The sequence below is a fragment of the Acidovorax sp. SRB_24 genome (genome assembly GCF_012931925.1).
Map to the genome: position 1 here is coordinate 1 of NZ_MWOM01000079.1, position 15751 is coordinate 15751.

Sequence of the window (15751 nt, forward strand, 5' to 3'; positions counted from 1 at the left end):
ACCGCGCCCACGCTCACGCTGACATGCGGCGCCACCGAGGCCGGGTGCGGCAGGCGCAGCGCCGCCACGGCGGCCACCACGCGCGCGGCGACGGCGGCGGCGCCGGCTGCATCGGTGTCGGGCAGGAGGACGGCCAGCTCCTCACCGCCGTAGCGGGCCACCAGGTCGGTGCTGCGCTGCATCGCATGCTGCACCGCACGGGCCACGGCCTGCAGGCAGGCATCGCCCGCGGGGTGGCCGAACTGGTCGTTGTAGCGCTTGAAATCGTCGACGTCGATCATCAGCAGACCGAGCGGCACCTGGCGCCGGAACGCGCTCGCACAGGCCTGCGCCAGGCGGTCGTCGAAGCAGCTGCGGTTGGCCACCTGCAGCAGCCCGTCGGTGCGGGCATAGGCCTCGAGCCGTTCGTTGGCCTGCTGCAGCGCGACGTTGGCCTGCGCCAGCTCGGCCGTGCGCTGCGCGACGCGGTCTTCGAGGCGCTGGTTGGCCTGCACCAGCTCGTCGTTCTGCGCCGACAGCACCTGGTAGAGCTTGCCGATCATCTTCAGCAGCACCTGCGTGCTGTTGTCGTGCGCCGACATCTCGCGCTCATAGGCCTGGGCGGCCGGCAGGCCCTGCGCGATGGCCGCGATCTGGCGCGCCAGCGACTGGTCGATGCCCAGGATGTGCAGGCCCAGCCATGCGGTCAAGAAGTGGACGATGGATTCGGCCGGCGCGGCCATGGTGGCGCGCGTGGCCCAAAAGGTGTGCACCTGCTGCACGAACTGCCGGTGCAGCGCCACGTGCGCCTCGGTGTGCCGCGCATCGACGCCGGCACTGTGCATCAGGGCCTCTTCCTCGCTGAAGTGGTATTCGGTGTAGGCCACCAGGCGCTCGAAGATGCCGCGCAGCAGCGCTTCGCGGCCGGCGCCGGGATCGGTGTCGGCCTCCGAGACGAACAGCGAGCGGCTGAGCTCGTTGAACAGGTCCACCAGGCCCCGGTGCTGCTCGTCCACATCGGGCAGGCCGGTCACGAAATGCTGGTCCCAGACGAAAGTTTCCACGCGCTCAAGCCCTTCTTTGACAGTGTGAATTCCCAGTATGGCGGCGGCTATGCGAGCACGCCGTGGATCGCCACCAGCGCCTGCGTGAGCTTGTGCCCGGGGTCGAGGTGGATCATGGGCCGCGCCAGCTGGTGCGATTCGCGCACCTTGACCGACTGCGGCAGGTAGGGCTGCAGCACCGGCAGGCCCTCGTCGAGCAGCTCCTGCACGAGCCGCTGGGGCAGCTTGGCGCGCGCCTGGAACTGGTTGACCACGATGCCCTTGATCGCCAGCTGGGGGTTGTGGTCGGCGCGGATCTCCTGCACGTTGGCCAGCAGCGTGTAGAGCGCCTGGCGCGAGAAGTCGTCGCAGTCGAACGGGATCAGGCAGCCGCGCGCGCCCATGAGCGCCGAGCGGGTGTAGAAATTGAGCGCCGGCGGGGTGTCGATGTAGATGCGGTCGTAGTCCTGGCCCAGCTGCGCCAGCGCCTCGCGCAGCTTGTAGATCTTGTGGCGCGATTCGAGCTTGCCCTGCAGCTCGTCGAGCCGCGCGCTCGACGCCATCAGGTCCAGGCCCTCGAACGGCGTGCGCACGGTGAACGCGGACGGCGGCGCCGGCGTGAAGCTGAAGCCCAGCGTCTGCTCGAAGAACGGCGCCACGCCGGGCTGGTCCTCGGCCGGCGCGGCGCCCAGCAGGTAGGCGCTCGAGTTGCCCTGCGGGTCCAGGTCGATCACCAGGGTGCGCAGGCCCTGGTGGGCGCTGATAGCGGCCAGGTTGCATGCGATGGTGGACTTGCCCACCCCACCCTTCTGGTTGAAAACGACGAGCGGCATGGAGGTTCCTTGTGGCGTGGCGTGTGCGGGCCGCCGAAAAACGGGCCGTGCGGGCGCGGCCCCAACGGCGCGCGGTCGCAGGCAATTATGGGATACCGGCCATGGGACAATCGCCCCCCACCCGCAGGCGTGCGGTTTGCGCCGCGCCGCTGCCACCGCTTTTTCCTTGGCACGGGCCTGTCCGGCCCTCAAGCACCCATGACCGATACGGCACCCCCCTACACCCTCAGCGACTTCGATTTCGCGCTCCCCCCCCAGCTCATCGCCCAGCACCCCGCGCCCGAGCGCAGCGCCTCGCGCCTGCTCGACGGCCGCGCCACGCAGCCCGCGGACCGCATCTTCAAGGAACTGCCCGGCCTGCTGCGGGCGGGCGACCTGCTGGTGTTCAACGACACGCGCGTCGTCAAGGCGCGCCTCTTTGGAGAGAAGGCCAGCGGCGGCAAGCTCGAGCTGCTGATCGAGCGTGTGCTCGAGGGCGGCGAAGTGGTCGCCCACATGAAGGTCAGCAAGAAACCCCCGCCCGGCACCGTGGTGCACATGGCGGGCGGCCTGCGCGGCGGCGGCTTTGACGCGCTGCTGCTTGGCCGCTGGCCCGACGGCGACGGCCCGCTGTTCCGCTTCGCGCTGCGCGGCCCGGCCGGCGAGACGCCCTGGGAGCTGATGGAGCGCCACGGCCACCTGCCGCTGCCGCCCTACATCGAGCGCCAGCAGCAAGGCGGCAACGACCCCGACGCCGCCGCAGACAGCGAGCGCTACCAGACCGTGTTCGCCCGCGCCCCCGGCGCCGTGGCCGCACCGACCGCGGCACTGCACTTCGACGCCACCGTGCTGGCCGATCTGGCCGCGCGCGGCATCGACACTGCCTGCGTCACGCTGCACGTGGGCGCCGGCACCTTCCAGCCCGTCAAGACCGAGAACCTGGCCGAGCACCAGATGCACAGTGAGTGGTACGAGGTGCCGCTGGCCACGCTCGCGGCGCTCGAGCGCTGCCGCCAGCGCGGCGGCCGCGTCGTGGCCGTGGGCACGACGACGGTGCGCACGCTCGAATCGTGGGCGCGCAGCGGCCAGGCCTCGGGCGACACCGCCATCTTCATCACGCCGGGTTTCAGGTTCCAGGTGGTGGACCTGCTGCTGACCAACTTCCACCTGCCCAAGAGCACGCTGATGATGCTGGTCTCGGCCTTCGCGGGCTACGCGCATGTCATGCAGCTGTACCGCCACGCCATCGCCCAGCATTACCGCTTCTTCAGCTATGGCGATGCCATGCTGCTGGAGCGCCTCCCGTCCGACCGCTCCTGAAAGAGGAGCGGCAGGCGCTTGCCCTGCCTACCGACGAAAGCCGTATGGCGTTGAAATGCAGTCACCACCAGCGCCATGCGCTCCTGATTCATGAGCAGGCGCGCCCTACAATGCCCTGCGCCGCGCTCCCCGCGCCGGTCCCCGCCGGGGGCCTCGGGCCGCCGGCTGTCTGCCTGCCCCGTGACCTCCGACCGCACTTTCAGGCCCGCCGCTGCGGCCCACCGCTCCGCCCTGGGGGGCATCGCCCTGGCCACCGCGGCCTGCGCCCTGTTCGCGCTGCTGGACAGCGCCACCAAGTTCAGCGGCCAGGTGCTGCCCATGCTGATGGTGCTGTGGCTGCGCTTTGCGGCCCAGGCCCTGGTGACCACGGCCATGGTGCTGCCGCGCCACGGCTGGGCCGCCTGGCGCACGGCCCACCCGCGCTTCCAGATCGGCCGTGCGGCCAGCGGCTTTCTGACCTCGGTCTTCGCCTTCTTCTGCATCCAGAGCATGCCGCTGGCCAACTTCACCGCCACCTGGTCGGCCGTGCCCCTGCTCATCGTCGTGGCCTCGGCCTGGCTGTTCGGCGAACGCGTGAGCCCCGCGCGCTGGGGGCTGCTGCTGGTGGGGCTGGCCAGCGTGATCGCCATCGTGCGGCCCGAGGGCGCCGGCCAGGCCCTGGGCTGGCGCGCCCTGCTGCCCCTGGGCCTGCTGCTGTGCGGCACCACCTACCAGCTGCTGGGCAGCCGCATGGCGCGGCTCGATCCGCCCACCACCACCCAGCTCTACACGACCTGGCTGCCGCTGCTGGCGACCACGCCGCTGCTGCCGCTGTTCTGGCAGAGCGTGCCCGACGGGCCCGTCTGGGCCGCCGTGGCGGTGATGGGGGCGTGCAGCGGCGTGGGCCATTTGCTGCTGCTGCAGGCCTATGCGCACACCACGCCGGGCGCCATCGCGCCGTTTCTCTACAGCCAGATCGGCTTTGCGATGGCCATGGGCTGGCTGTTCTTCGGCCAGAGGCCCGACGCCCAGTCCCTGGCCGGCATGGCCGCGATCACGCTGTGCGGCCTGGCCAGCGTGTGGCTCAGCGTGCGCGGGCGCAGCTAGGTGCCGGGCGTCGGTCTTCTGACGCTATCCGGCGCTGGCGCTTGCCGCACCAGCGCCGGACGCTCTCTTTTTGAGAGCATCAGAACGCCACGGCGCACCCGTCCTTGCGCGGGTCCGATCCGGCCACATAGTGCCCGCCCTCGCGCAGCACCAGCTGGGCCCCGCCGAAGGCGAAGACGCCGTTGCCCTCTTCCACCGTGACCTCGTGGCCGCGCGCGCGCAGCCCGGCCACCACGGCCGGATCGAAGCGGGGCTCCACGGCCACGCCCTTGCCGCCCGTGACACGCCAGCGTGGCGCATCGGCCGCGGCCTGCGGGTTCTGGCCATAGCGCAGCACGCGCAGCGCCATCTGCAGGTGGCCCTGCGACTGCATGGGTCCGCCCATGACGCCAAACGCCATTTGCGGCGTGCCATCGGCGTGCATGGCGAAGGCCGGAATGATGGTGTGGGACGGCCGCTTGCGCGGGCCGACTTCGTTGGCATGGCCGGGAACCAGATTGAAGCCATGGCCCCGGTTCTGCAGGCTGATGCCCGTGCCCGGCACGACCACGCCCGAGCCAAAGCCCATGTAGTTGGACTGGATGAACGACACCATCATCCCGGACGCGTCCGCCGCCGCCAGGTACACCGTGCCGCCGGGGCGCGGCGCGCCGCAGGACGGATCGCCCGCGCACGCGGGATCGATGAGGGCCGCACGGCCGCGCAGGTAGTCGGCATGGAGCAGATCGGCCGGCGCCACCTGCATGGCATCGATGTCGGCGTTGTACTGCTGCAGGTCGGCCAGCGCGAGCTTCATGGCCTCGATCTGCAGGTGCACGCTGTCCACACCATCGAGCGGCTGCTGGCCGACGCCCACGGCATCGAGCATGCCCAGCGCCATCAGCGTAGCGATGCCCTGGCCGTTGGGCGGGATCTCGTGCACCACCGAATCGCCGAAGCGCTGGCTCACCGTGCCGACCCAGTCGGCCCGGTGTGCAGCGAGGTCGTCCAGGGCCATGGCGCCGCCGTGCGCCTGCGCGTGGGCCACCATCTGCCGGGCCAGATCGCCGCGGTAGAACGCCTCGCCCTCCGTGGCGGCGATCAGCTCCAGTGTGCGCGCATGGGCTTCGCTGCGAAACATCTCGCCCGCGCGCGGAGCGCGGCCGCCCGGCAGGAAGCACTCGGCAAAGCCCGGCTGGGCGCCGAGCTTGGCAGCGCCCAGCGCCCACAGCCGGGCGATGGTCGGCGAGACCGGAAAGCCGCGGCGCGCGTAATCGATGGCGGGCTGCGCCAGCTGCGCGAACGGCAGCTTGCCCAGGCGCTTGGACAGCGCCACCCAGGCCGACACGGCGCCGGGCACGGTGACGGCATTCCAGCCCTTTTCGGGCATGCCACCGCGCTCGGCGAAATACTGCGGCGTCCACGCGGCAGGTGAGCGGCCCGAGGCGTTGAGGCCGTGCAGTTCCTGGCCGTCCCAGACGATGGCGAAACCGTCGCTGCCCAGGCCGCAGCCCGTGGGCTCGACCACGGTGAGCGCCATGGCCGCGGCAATCGCCGCATCCACCGCGTTGCCGCCGGCCAACAGCATGCGCAGGCCGGCCTGGGCCGCCAGCGGCTGCGAGGTGGAAACGATGTTGCGCCCCATCACCGCGCTGCGCTGGGAGGCATAAGGCAGCGCCCAGTCCATGGCGGAGGGACTGGCGTGGAGCGGCAAGGTGCGGTCGTTCATGGCAGGCCTTTCATTCCAACGTGATCTTGTGCTGGCGGATGACGCTGGCCCAGCGCGCGCTGTCGGTCTGCACCATGGCGCCGAACTGTGCCGGGCTGCTGGGCGCCGCAGGCTCGACCCCCAGCTTGGCCAGGCTGGCAGCCACCTCGGGCGCCAGCATGGCCTTAGCAAAAGCCTGGTGCACGCGACTGACCAGAGCGGGCGGCGCACCGGCCGGCAGGTACACGCCAAACCACGTCACCGAAGAATAGCCAGGCAGGCCCGATTCGGCCAGGGTGGGCAGCTCGGGCGCCAGCGCCGTGCGCTTTTCACTGGTCACGGCCAGGGCGCGCAAGCGGCCGCTGCGCGCATGCGGCATGCCGGTGGGCAAGGAGTCGAACAGCACATGCACCTGGCCGGCCACCAGATCGGGGATGGCCAGCGCCGTGCCCTTGTAGGGCACATGCGTCATCTCGATGCCCGCCTGCGCGCTGAAGGCGGCGGAATTGAGGTGCACGATGGTGCCGTTGCCGCTGGTGGCGTAGTTGAGCTTGCCGGGATGGGCTTTGCCGTATGCGACCAGCTCCGCCACGGTCTTGACCGGCAGCGACGGGTTGACCAGCACCACGCTGGGCGCGTCGGCCAGGTGCACGACCGGGGTGAAATCCTTGCGCGCGTCGTAGGCCAGGCGCGGCAGAAGGTGCGGCGATATCGCATGCGTGCTGCTCGTGGTCAGCAGCAGCGTGTAGCCGTCGGCCGGCGCCTTGGCGGCCTCGGCCGTGCCGATGGTGCCGCCGGCCCCCGGGCGGTTGTCCACCACCATCTGCTGGCCCAGGTCGGCCGCCACGCGCTGCGTGACCACACGCGCCACCAGGTCCGTGGCGCCACTGGCCGGAAACGGCACGATCACCCGTACCGGCTTGTCCGGCCACGCGGACTGCGCATGGGCCCCTGCCGCCAGCGCCACGCACAAGGACACCGCCAGCGCACCGTGGCGCGAGGAAAACAAACGCATGGAAACACTCCAGAAAGGATGGATCGGGGCACGCAGCCGGCCGCCAGGCCGAGCCAAGGTAGTTATCACGGCCTATCTTAGAAATGCGCCATGCCGATGACCACCAGCAAATAGGCAAACAGGTTTGCCGAAACAGCAAACCGATCGATACTTTCCATCTCCGATCAGCAACACACTGCGACCCGCCATGCGACCCCACCTCCTGCTCGACACGGCGCTGCGCTACTTTCTCGAAGTGGCGCAGAGCGGCTCTCTGACGCTCGCGTCCGAGCGGCTGCATGTGGCGGCCTCGGCGCTGAGCCGCCAGATCGCCGGCCTCGAGGGCCAGCTGGGCACGCCCCTGTTCGAGCGCCATCCGCGCGGCATGGTGCTGACGGCGGCCGGCGAAATCCTGGCGCGCCATGCGCGCCGCACCGGGCTCGATGCCGAACGCGCGCTGGGAGAGATCGGCGCCCTGCAGGGCCTGCACGCCGGGCAGGTGCGCCTGGCCACGTCGGACGCGTTTGCGAACGATCTGGTGCCGCGCCTGTGCGTGGACTTCCAGCGCCTGCACCAGGGCATTCAGTTCAGCGTGCAGACGCTGCCCACGGCCATGGTTCCGACGGCGGTGCGCAGCGGCGCGGTCGATCTCGGCCTGTGCTTCAGCAGCGCGCCGCACAAGGACGTTGCCGTGGTCTATCGCCAGAGCGCGCCGGTGCTGGCGCTGCTGCCGCGCCGGCACCCGCTGGCCGATCGGCCGCAGCTCAGGTTGGCGCACCTGGCCCCGCATGCGCTGGGGCTGCCGCCGCCCGAGACCACGGTGCGCCAGATGATCGACATGGCCTGCAGCCGCCAGGGCCTGCGGCTGCGGCCGGTGCTCGTGAGCAACCACGTGCAGACCCTGATGAACTTCGTGGTGCACGGCGGCGGCGTGGCCTTGTCGAGCGAGATCGCGGCACGCCACCTGATGGCCTCGGGCGCCCTCGTGGCCGTGCCCGTGGGCGACGAGGGCATGGACCTGCGCGACATCGAGGTGCAGACCCTGGCGGGCCGCGCCCTGCCGCATGCGGCGCAGTCGTTTCTGGAGCTGCTGCAACAAGAACTGTCCCGACCTTGGTAGCGCAAGGGGCAAGGGATGTATCGCTACGCCATGCAAAAGGCAATTTCCCTGGATGGCCAGCGCAATTGCCCGACCTAGAATGGGCGCCTTCCCGCCAGCGCATGGCCTTATTGCTCATTGCCTTCCAGCACCCACCACCGATGTACCTTGACCAACTGCTGCAACGCCAGAACAACAATCTCGACCTTGTTCGCCTCGTTGCAGCCTGCATGGTGATTTACGGCCACGCGCATGCCGTCCTGCCGATCGGCGTCAACAGCGACTTCGTCGCGCGCTGGCTGCAGTTCGATTACAGCGGGTCATTGGCCGTCAAGGTGTTTTTCTTTCTCAGCGGACTGGTGGTCACCAATAGCCTGTTGCAGAAAAAATGCCTGACGCAGTTCATCCTGGCGCGCATTTTTCGCATCTGGCCGGCCCTGTTGGTCGTGGTGACCGCCTGTGCATTCGTGGTGGGACCGCTGGTCAGCAATCTGCCGTGGGAGAGCTATTTCGCGCACCCTCAAACCTCAAGCTACGTGCGCGAAAACCTGCTCATGCGCCTCCAGTATGAGTTGCCCGGCGTGTTCGCTAGCCAAGCCAGTCAAGCCGTCAACGGCTCCCTTTGGAGCATCCCCTACGAGGTAGATGCCTATATCGTTCTGGCTGCCTTGTTCGCTTTGGGCCTGCACCGCTACAAGTGGCTGGCAACAGCTGTGGTCTGCCTGATCATCCTCGACCCCGTCACAGGCAATCAACTGTTGTTCACCTGGCGCCCCCAGAGCCTGTCCATCGATGCGCTGGCGCCCTGCTTTGCCTTCGGCGCCCTTTTGGCGCTGTGGCGCGACAAGATTCACATCAGCATGGCCCCAGCACTAGGCGCTCTGGTGCTGTTCTTGACGTTGCGCCAGCACAGCCACGCCTACTATTTGTTCTATGTGGCGCTGTTTCTCGGGCTCCTGTATGTCTGCAGCCTGCCGGCCATCGTTGCGCTTCGACTGCCAGCTGATGTGTCGTACGGGGTCTATCTGTGGGGCTGGCCCATGCAACAGCTGCTGGCGCTGTATTTCCCGGAACTGGGGCTGTCCTTCAACAAATACATGGCCATGCTGCTTGCCACCATGCTCGGAACCCTATCGTGGTATCTCGTGGAAAAGCCATGCATCCGCTTGGGTCAGCGGCTGCTCCCCCTGCTGCAACAGACCCTGCGACCATTAACCCGCCGCACGGCCTCGGCAGCTAGCGCAGCGCCCCCTACACCTCCCGCGCACTCAGGTTGATGACGCGATAGGCGTATTGGCAACGGACGCGTTGCCGTCCGCCGCCATCCGGTCAAACCGCGAACACGCGATTTCGCCGAACCAGCGAGCGCGCCTCGACCAATGCACCCATAGCAGCGCCGCAGCCGAGTCCCGAGCGGCCCTGGGCACCTCAGTCGCCGTGCTGCGCACGAAACGCCCGCGCCCGGCCGAAGTGCGCGCAGCCGATGAACGGCACCGGCGGGCGCAGCGCCGACAGCGGCGAGGGGTGGTTGGCGCACAGCACCAGGTGGCCGCGGTCTGCGGGGATCAGGGCGCGCTTGCTTTGCGCGTGCGCGCCCCAGAGCATGAACACCACCGGGCGCGGGCCCTCGGCGACCTGCGCGATCACGGCGTCGGTCAGCACCTCCCAGCCCTTGCCGGCGTGGCTCGCGGGCCGGCCCTCTTCCACCGTCAGCGTGGTGTTGAGCAGCAGCACGCCGTTCTGCGCCCACTTGACCAGGCTGCCGCCGGGGTTCGGAAAGGCCGGCGGCGGCGTGCCCAGGTCGCGCTCGATTTCCTTGAAGATGTTGCGCAGCGAAGGCGGCAGGCGCACGCCCGGCGCGACCGAAAACGCCAGCCCCTCGGCCTGGCCGCGGCCGTGGTACGGGTCCTGGCCGAGGATCACGACGCGCACCTGATCGGGCGGCGTGAGTTCGAGCGCGCGCAGCGGCCGCGGCGGAAACACCACCGCGCCCGCACCGAGCCGCGCCTGCAGGAACGCGCACAGGCGCTGGCCGGTGGCGCTGGCAAAAAAATCACCGACCAGCGGCTGCCAGCCGGGCGCCACGGGCCAGTCGGCCGGGTTCGCGGTTTGCAGCTGCGTGGCGCCACCGGCGCCGGGGTGGGGCAGATCATTCATGGTCAAAATGGCCTCCAGCGCTTATGTAGCTTACGATTACAGCTATGAATTCAGGTGCATTCAGGCAAACAGCTGCGCCAGCGCCGTGCCCGGGTCGTCGGCGCGCATGAAGGCCTCGCCGACGAGGAAGGCCTGCACGCCGGCGTCGCGCATGGTCTTGACGTCCTGCGGCGCGAGGATGCCCGACTCGGTGACGAGCAGGCGGTCTTTCGGCACGTCCGACAGCATGTCCAGCGTGGTCTGCAGCGTGACCTCGAAGGTGCGCAGGTTGCGGTTGTTGATGCCGACCAGCTCGGTCTTCAGGCGCAGCGCGCGGTCGAGCTCGGCGCGGTCGTGCACCTCGACCAGCACGGCCATGTCGAGGTCGCGCGCGATGGCCTCGAAGTCCTGCATCTGCGCGTCATCGAGGCTGGCGGCGATCAACAGCACGGCATCGGCGCCCATGGCGCGCGACTCGTAGATCTGGTAGGCGTCGACCATGAAGTCCTTGCGCAGCACCGGCAGCTGGCAGCTGGCGCGCGCCTGCTTGAGGTAGTCGGTGCTGCCCTGGAAGAACTGCCGGTCAGTCAGCACCGAAAGACAGGCCGCGCTGACCACGCCGTCGCCCTCGGCATAGCTCTGGGCGATGTCGGCGGGTTCGAAGTCGGCGCGGATGACGCCCTTGCTCGGGCTGGCCTTCTTGATTTCGGCGATCACGGCCGCCTGGTTCCTGGCGATCTTGGCGCGCAGTGCGCCGACAAAATCGCGCGTGAGCACGCGGCTCTCGGCGTCGGCGCGCATGGCGGCCAGCGGCAGGCGCTTTTGCGCTGCGGCGACTTCTTCGTGCTTGACGGCGACGATCTTTTTCAGAATATCGTTCATGGGGTTTCGCGCCTTTCAGGGTCTGCGGGGTGTGCGGAAGATTCGGGGGAAGGCGGCGCAGGCGGCGGCCGGCGCAGGATGCGGCGGAACACCACCGACATGGCCACGCCGACCGCCACCGAGACGGCGGTGGCGCCCAGCGCGATCCAGGTTCCGGGGTCGCTCCACAGCGGGTGAGCCATCAGGCTGCCGCCAGCGCGTGCGTGCGCGCGACCAGCTCAGCGAGCTTGGCGTGCGCCGCGCCCGAGGCCAGCGCCGCGCGCGCGCGGTCCAGGCCATCCTGGATCGAGCCGGCCACGCCGGCAGCGTACAGCGCCGCGCCGGCGTTGAGGCAGACGATGTCGCTGGCCGCGCCCGGCTGGCCTTGCAGCACGGACAGCAGCATGTCGCGCGACTGCTCGGGCGTTTCGACCTTGAAGGCGCGGTTGCTGGACATGCTCAGGCCGAAGTCCTCGGGATGGATTTCGTACTCGCTGACCTGGCCGTTCTTGAGCTCGCCCACCAGCGTGGCGGCCCCCAGGCTGATCTCGTCCATGCCGTCGCGGCCATAGACCACGATGGCGTGCTCGGCGCCCAGGCGCTGCAGCGCGCGCACCTGGATGCCGACGAGGTCGGGGTGGAACACGCCCATCAGGATATTCGGCGCGCCGGCCGGGTTGGTCAGCGGGCCGAGGATGTTGAACAGCGTGCGCACGCCCAGCTCCTTGCGCACCGGCGCCACGTTCTTCATGGCCGGGTGGTGGTTGGGCGCGAACATGAAGCCGATGCCGACCTCGGCAATGCACTGCGCAATGGCGGCCGGCGCGAGGTTGATGTGCACGCCCAGCGCGTCCATCACATCGGCGCTGCCCGATTTGCTCGAGACGCTGCGCCCGCCGTGCTTGGCGGTCTTGGCGCCGGCGGCAGCGGCGACGAACATCGCGCAGGTCGAGATGTTGAAGGTGTTGGCGCCGTCGCCGCCCGTGCCGACGATGTCGACGAGGTGCGTGGCGTCCTGCACCGGCACCTTGGTACAGAACTCGCGCATCACCTGCGCGGCGGCGGTGATCTCGCCGATGGTTTCCTTCTTCACGCGCAGGCCGGTGATGATGGCCGCCGTCATGACGGGCGAGAGCTCGCCCTTCATGATCATGCGCATCAGATGCAGCATCTCGTCGTGGAAGATTTCGCGGTGTTCGATGGTGCGCTGCAGCGCCTCCTGGGGGGTGATTTGCATGGGGTTCCCTGCGCAATAAAGGTGGAAGAAATCAGGCGGCGGGCGCGTCGCTCAGCGCGAGCCGGGCGCCAAAGCCGACGAACAGCAGGCCGGCTCCGCGTTCGAGCCAGTGCAGAGCGCGCGCCACGCGGCCGGCGTGCCGGCCCAGCCAGGCGGCGGCCAGCGCCCAGCCGAGGTTGACCCACAAGCCATTGAAGTTGAACAGCAGGCCCAGCAGCAAGAAAGCCAGCGGCTTGTGCGGCGTGCCCGGTGCGATGAACTGCGGCACGAACGCGAGGAAGAACAGCACCACCTTGGGGTTGAGCGCATTCGTCCAGAAGCCGCGTAAAAAGATGCCTTTGAGCGCTGCCGCGCTTTCTGTGCCTGCGCCGGCAGCTCCTGATGAGATAGCCGCCGGGGCGGGTGCCAGCAGCATGCGCAGGCCCACATAGACCAGGTAGGCCGCGCCCACCCACTTGAGCAGCGTGAACGCCGTGCCCGACGCCGCCAGCAGCGCGCTCACGCCCAGGGCCGCCGCGAAGATGTGCACAAAGCAGCCCGCCGTGATGCCGCAGGCCGCCACCATGCCGGCGCGCGCGCCGGAGCGCAGCGCGTTCGCCACGATGTAGAGCACATCGGGCCCCGGCGTGAGGTTGAGCAGCAGGCCGGCGGCGATGAAGAGCAGCAATGGTTCGGTGGCCATGGCGCGTCGTTCAGGCGCGGGGTGCGCGGTAGAAGATACCGGTCATTTTGTCCCCAAACGCTTGCCCATCAAGCGCTGACAGCTACAAATACCGAAGCACGCGTCATGCGCGCTGCTCGAGGAAGTTGCGCAGCATGGCGTGGCCGTGCTCGGTCAGGATGCTCTCGGGGTGGAACTGCACGCCCTGGATGGCCAGCGTTTTGTGGCGCACGCCCATGATCTCGCCGTCGTCGGTCCAGGCGGTGATCTCGAGCACCTCGGGGCAGCTGGCACGCTCTATCGATAACGAGTGGTAGCGGTTCACCGTGAACTGCTCGGGCAGGCCAGCGAACACGCCTTTTTGCGTGGTCGTGATGGTGCTGGTCTTGCCGTGCATGAGCTGCTGGGCGCGCACGATCGTGCCGCCGAACGCCGCGCCGATCGCCTGGTGGCCCAGGCACACGCCCAGAATCGGCAGCTTGCCGGCAAAGTGCCGGATCGCCGCGACCGAGATGCCGGCCTCCTGCGGCGAGCACGGACCGGGTGAGACGACGAGGCGGTCGAGACGGCCGGCAGCCAGGCGCGCCTCGATCTCGGCCACGGTGATCTCGTCGTTGCGGCGCACCTCGACCTGGGCACCGAGCTCACCGAAGTACTGCACGATGTTGTAGGTAAAGCTGTCGTAGTTGTCGATCATCAACAGTTGCATGGCGCTCACCCCGGTGTGTGCGCGGACCCGCGCTGGCGCGCGAATTCGCGGTGTTCGAAGGCGATATAGGCCTCCATCATGCTGCGGTAGATGGCCTCGATCACGTCGGGCTCACCGCCCTCGAGCGCCGCACGCTCGCGCACGCGCGCCACGATGGCCTCGATGCGCTCTTCGTCGCGCACCTGGTTCTCGTCCTGCTTGATGCGCGCGGCCTGCGTCATGTAGCCGCCGCGCGTGACCAGGAGCGGCACCAGCACATCGTCGAGCGCGTCGATGTGGCGGCGCACGTCGTCCATGGTGGTGCAGTGCTGTGTGTTATCGATCGCGCGGGTCATCATTCCAGTCCTTCTTCAACGAGTTCGGCGGCGCGCAGCAGCGCGCGCGCCTTGTGTTCGGTTTCTTTCCATTCGAGCTCGGGCACCGAGTCGGCGACCACGCCGGCCGCGGCCTGCACATAGAGCTGGCCGTCCTTGACGATGCCGGTGCGGATCGCGATCGCCAGGTCCATGTCGCCGGCATAGCTCAGGTAGCCGCAGGCGCCGCCATAGAGGCCGCGCTTGGTCGGCTCGAGCCGGTCGATGAGCTCCATCGCGTGCACCTTGGGCGCGCCCGTGAGCGTGCCGGCCGGAAACGTCGCCTTGAGCACGTCCATGCTGGTCATGCCCTCGTGCAGCAGGCCCTCGACGTTGCTGACGATGTGCATCACGTGGCTGTAGCGCTCGACGGCAAAGGCCTCGGTCACCTTGACGCTGCCGGTCTGGGCGATGCGGCCGATGTCGTTGCGCGCCAGGTCGATCAGCATCACGTGCTCGGCGCGCTCCTTCGGGTCGTTGACCAGCTCGACCTCGGCGGCCTTGTCGAGCTCGGGCGTGGCGCCGCGCGGGCGCGTGCCGGCGAGCGGGCGGATCGTCACCTTCTGCCCGTCGGGCGTGCGCTCCTGGCGCACCAGGATCTCGGGGCTCGCGCCCACCACATGGCTGTCGCCGAAGTGGTAGTAGTACATGTAGGGCGAGGGGTTGAGCGAGCGCAGCGCGCGGTACAGCGAAAGCGGCGACTCGGTGTAGCGCTTGTGGATGCGCTGGCCCACCTGCACCTGCATGAAGTCGCCCGCGGCGATCAGCTCCTTGGCGCGTTCGACGGCGGCGATGTAGTCGGCCTTGGCGAAGTCGCGCTGCGCGGGGTAGCTTTGCGAGGCCTGCACCTGCGGCGCGCTGACCGAGTACTTGAGCTGCTCGCGCAGCTCGCGCAGACGCTTCTTGGCGTTGCTGTAGGCCTCGGGGCGCGCCGGGTCGGCGTAGACGATCAGGTAGAGCTTGCCCGAGAGGTTGTCGATGACGGCCAGCTCTTCGCACTGCAGCAGCAGGATGTCGGGCATGTCGAGCGCATCGGGCGGGCACGAGGTTTCGAGCTTTTTCTCGATGTGGCGCACGGCGTCGTAGCCAAAGTAGCCGGCCAGCCCGCCGCAGAAGCGCGGCAGCCCGGGGCGCAGCGCGACCTTGAAGCGCTTCTGGTAGTCGGCCACGAAGTCGAGCGGGTTGCCCGGCGCGCGCTCGACCACCTGGCCGTCGGTCACGACCTCGGTGACGGCGGTGGCGCCGAAGCCGCGCGAGCGCAGCAGCGTGCGCGCCGGCAGGCCGATGAAGCTGTAGCGGCCAAAGCGCTCGCCGCCGACGACGGATTCGAGCAGAAAGCTGTATTTTCCGCCGTCCTTGCTGTGCGCGAGTTTCAGGTACAGCGACAGCGGGGTCTCCAGGTCAGCGAAGGCTTCCGCCATCAGCGGAATGCGGTTGTAGCCTTCGCGGGCCAGGCTTTTGAATTCAAGTTCGGTGATCAAGGGAAGGCTCCCAGCTCGGGCGGCGCGTCTCCCTGTGCCAGGGGCGCCGCGGTTCATTCGGTTGGCCCCGGTGGGGCCACGGGTGCACGCTGGGGGACCAGCGTGCCATCAGGGGTTCAGGCGGACAGGCTTGCGCCAGGGCCAGGCTCCCCGGTCGCTGCGACCTGTGGTGAACACGCGGTGAATGAACATGGGCCAAAGTGTAGCAAATGGGGCAGGCGCCACCGCCCTCTCCCGCCTCCCACCTGCCGCTTCGGCGCGGCGCCATGCCGGCGCACCCTCTGGCAAACCCT

16 protein-coding genes are annotated in these 15751 nt (G+C 68.9%); 4 read left to right on the forward strand and 12 right to left on the reverse strand.

The features are described from left to right. Both B2J89_RS18585 and B2J89_RS18590 read right to left on the reverse strand, forming a co-directional pair. Positions 1 to 1043, reverse strand: a 1043-nt coding sequence (locus B2J89_RS18585; RefSeq protein WP_169170437.1) for a diguanylate cyclase domain-containing protein, incomplete at its 3' end; no start/stop codon positions are given. Between the two features lie 47 nt (positions 1044 to 1090). Then, on the reverse strand, positions 1091 to 1855 hold the full coding sequence (locus B2J89_RS18590; RefSeq protein WP_169170438.1) for a ParA family protein: 765 nt from the start codon (positions 1853 to 1855) through the stop codon (positions 1091 to 1093). A gap of 198 nt (positions 1856 to 2053) precedes the next feature. On the opposite strand from B2J89_RS18590, the gene queA reads away from it, so the two are divergent. Then, positions 2054 to 3154, forward strand: coding sequence for a tRNA preQ1(34) S-adenosylmethionine ribosyltransferase-isomerase QueA (gene queA / locus B2J89_RS18595; protein WP_169170439.1), 1101 nt, complete (start codon positions 2054 to 2056; stop codon positions 3152 to 3154). 180 nt (positions 3155 to 3334) lie between these two features. Next, positions 3335 to 4240 carry a DMT family transporter gene (locus tag B2J89_RS18600; RefSeq protein WP_371809098.1) on the forward strand — a complete coding sequence of 302 codons (906 nt, stop codon included), beginning with the start codon at positions 3335 to 3337 and terminating at the stop codon, positions 4238 to 4240. A gap of 79 nt (positions 4241 to 4319) precedes the next feature. Here B2J89_RS18600 and B2J89_RS18605 read toward each other — a convergent pair whose 3' ends face one another. Both B2J89_RS18605 and B2J89_RS18610 read right to left on the reverse strand, forming a co-directional pair. Further along, the gene (locus tag B2J89_RS18605; RefSeq protein ID WP_305792658.1) at positions 4320 to 5948 is read right to left on the reverse strand and encodes a gamma-glutamyltransferase family protein; all 1629 of its coding nucleotides are present in this window, start codon (positions 5946 to 5948) and stop codon (positions 4320 to 4322) included. 10 nt (positions 5949 to 5958) lie between these two features. Then, a complete protein-coding gene (locus B2J89_RS18610; protein ID WP_169170441.1) occupies positions 5959 to 6942 on the reverse strand; it encodes a tripartite tricarboxylate transporter substrate binding protein in 984 nt (327 codons plus the stop codon). Positions 6943 to 7129: 187 nt separating this feature from the next. Here B2J89_RS18610 and B2J89_RS18615 point away from each other — a divergent pair, with 187 nt between their 5' ends. Further along, a complete protein-coding gene (locus B2J89_RS18615; protein ID WP_169170442.1) occupies positions 7130 to 8041 on the forward strand; it encodes a LysR family transcriptional regulator in 912 nt (303 codons plus the stop codon). Between the two features lie 101 nt (positions 8042 to 8142). Continuing rightward, a complete protein-coding gene (locus tag B2J89_RS18620; RefSeq protein WP_169170443.1) occupies positions 8143 to 9297 on the forward strand; it encodes an acyltransferase in 1155 nt (384 codons plus the stop codon). A gap of 151 nt (positions 9298 to 9448) precedes the next feature. Here B2J89_RS18620 and B2J89_RS18625 read toward each other — a convergent pair whose 3' ends face one another. The 8 genes from B2J89_RS18625 to trpE form a co-directional block, all read right to left on the reverse strand. Then, positions 9449 to 10177 (reverse strand): uracil-DNA glycosylase, encoded by a 729-nt coding sequence (locus B2J89_RS18625; RefSeq protein ID WP_169170444.1) that lies wholly within the window; start codon positions 10175 to 10177, stop codon positions 9449 to 9451. Between the two features lie 60 nt (positions 10178 to 10237). After that, entirely contained in the window at positions 10238 to 11038 is an 801-nt protein-coding gene (gene trpC, locus B2J89_RS18630; RefSeq protein WP_169170445.1) for an indole-3-glycerol phosphate synthase TrpC, read from the reverse strand. Next, complete coding sequence (locus B2J89_RS18635; protein ID WP_169170436.1) at positions 11035 to 11220, reverse strand: hypothetical protein; 186 nt, start codon at positions 11218 to 11220, stop codon at positions 11035 to 11037. Before B2J89_RS18635 ends, trpC begins: the two co-directional genes overlap by 4 nt. Next, on the reverse strand, positions 11220 to 12254 hold the full coding sequence (trpD, locus tag B2J89_RS18640; RefSeq protein ID WP_169170446.1) for an anthranilate phosphoribosyltransferase: 1035 nt from the start codon (positions 12252 to 12254) through the stop codon (positions 11220 to 11222). The genes B2J89_RS18635 and trpD overlap by 1 nt, the downstream gene beginning before the upstream one ends. 31 nt (positions 12255 to 12285) lie before the next feature. After that, positions 12286 to 12936 (reverse strand): LysE family translocator, encoded by a 651-nt coding sequence (locus B2J89_RS18645; protein WP_169170447.1) that lies wholly within the window; start codon positions 12934 to 12936, stop codon positions 12286 to 12288. Between the two features lie 103 nt (positions 12937 to 13039). Then, positions 13040 to 13624 (reverse strand): aminodeoxychorismate/anthranilate synthase component II, encoded by a 585-nt coding sequence (locus tag B2J89_RS18650; RefSeq protein WP_169170448.1) that lies wholly within the window; start codon positions 13622 to 13624, stop codon positions 13040 to 13042. A 5-nt stretch (positions 13625 to 13629) separates the two neighbouring features. Next, on the reverse strand, positions 13630 to 13959 hold the full coding sequence (locus B2J89_RS18655) for a chorismate mutase (protein WP_169170451.1): 330 nt from the start codon (positions 13957 to 13959) through the stop codon (positions 13630 to 13632). Further along, positions 13959 to 15458: an anthranilate synthase component I gene (trpE, locus tag B2J89_RS18660; protein ID WP_169170449.1), complete on the reverse strand. Its 1500-nt coding sequence runs from the start codon at positions 15456 to 15458 to the stop codon at positions 13959 to 13961. The genes B2J89_RS18655 and trpE overlap by 1 nt, the downstream gene beginning before the upstream one ends. Positions 15459 to 15751 lie beyond the last annotated feature (293 nt).

Coding starts and splice junctions, on each gene's coding strand:
- B2J89_RS18590 (WP_169170438.1), bottom strand. CDS start 1,855: ATGCCGCTCGTCGTTTTCAACCAGAAGGGTGGGGTGGGCAAGTCCACC.
- queA (WP_169170439.1), top strand. CDS start 2,054: ATGACCGATACGGCACCCCCCTACACCCTCAGCGACTTCGATTTCGCG.
- B2J89_RS18605 (WP_305792658.1), bottom strand. CDS start 5,948: ATGAACGACCGCACCTTGCCGCTCCACGCCAGTCCCTCCGCCATGGAC.
- B2J89_RS18610 (WP_169170441.1), bottom strand. CDS start 6,942: ATGCGTTTGTTTTCCTCGCGCCACGGTGCGCTGGCGGTGTCCTTGTGC.
- B2J89_RS18615 (WP_169170442.1), top strand. CDS start 7,130: ATGCGACCCCACCTCCTGCTCGACACGGCGCTGCGCTACTTTCTCGAA.
- B2J89_RS18620 (WP_169170443.1), top strand. CDS start 8,143: ATGGCCTTATTGCTCATTGCCTTCCAGCACCCACCACCGATGTACCTT.
- B2J89_RS18625 (WP_169170444.1), bottom strand. CDS start 10,177: ATGAATGATCTGCCCCACCCCGGCGCCGGTGGCGCCACGCAGCTGCAA.
- trpC (WP_169170445.1), bottom strand. CDS start 11,038: ATGAACGATATTCTGAAAAAGATCGTCGCCGTCAAGCACGAAGAAGTC.
- B2J89_RS18635 (WP_169170436.1), bottom strand. CDS start 11,220: ATGGCTCACCCGCTGTGGAGCGACCCCGGAACCTGGATCGCGCTGGGC.
- trpD (WP_169170446.1), bottom strand. CDS start 12,254: ATGCAAATCACCCCCCAGGAGGCGCTGCAGCGCACCATCGAACACCGC.
- B2J89_RS18645 (WP_169170447.1), bottom strand. CDS start 12,936: ATGGCCACCGAACCATTGCTGCTCTTCATCGCCGCCGGCCTGCTGCTC.
- B2J89_RS18650 (WP_169170448.1), bottom strand. CDS start 13,624: ATGCAACTGTTGATGATCGACAACTACGACAGCTTTACCTACAACATC.
- B2J89_RS18655 (WP_169170451.1), bottom strand. CDS start 13,959: ATGACCCGCGCGATCGATAACACACAGCACTGCACCACCATGGACGAC.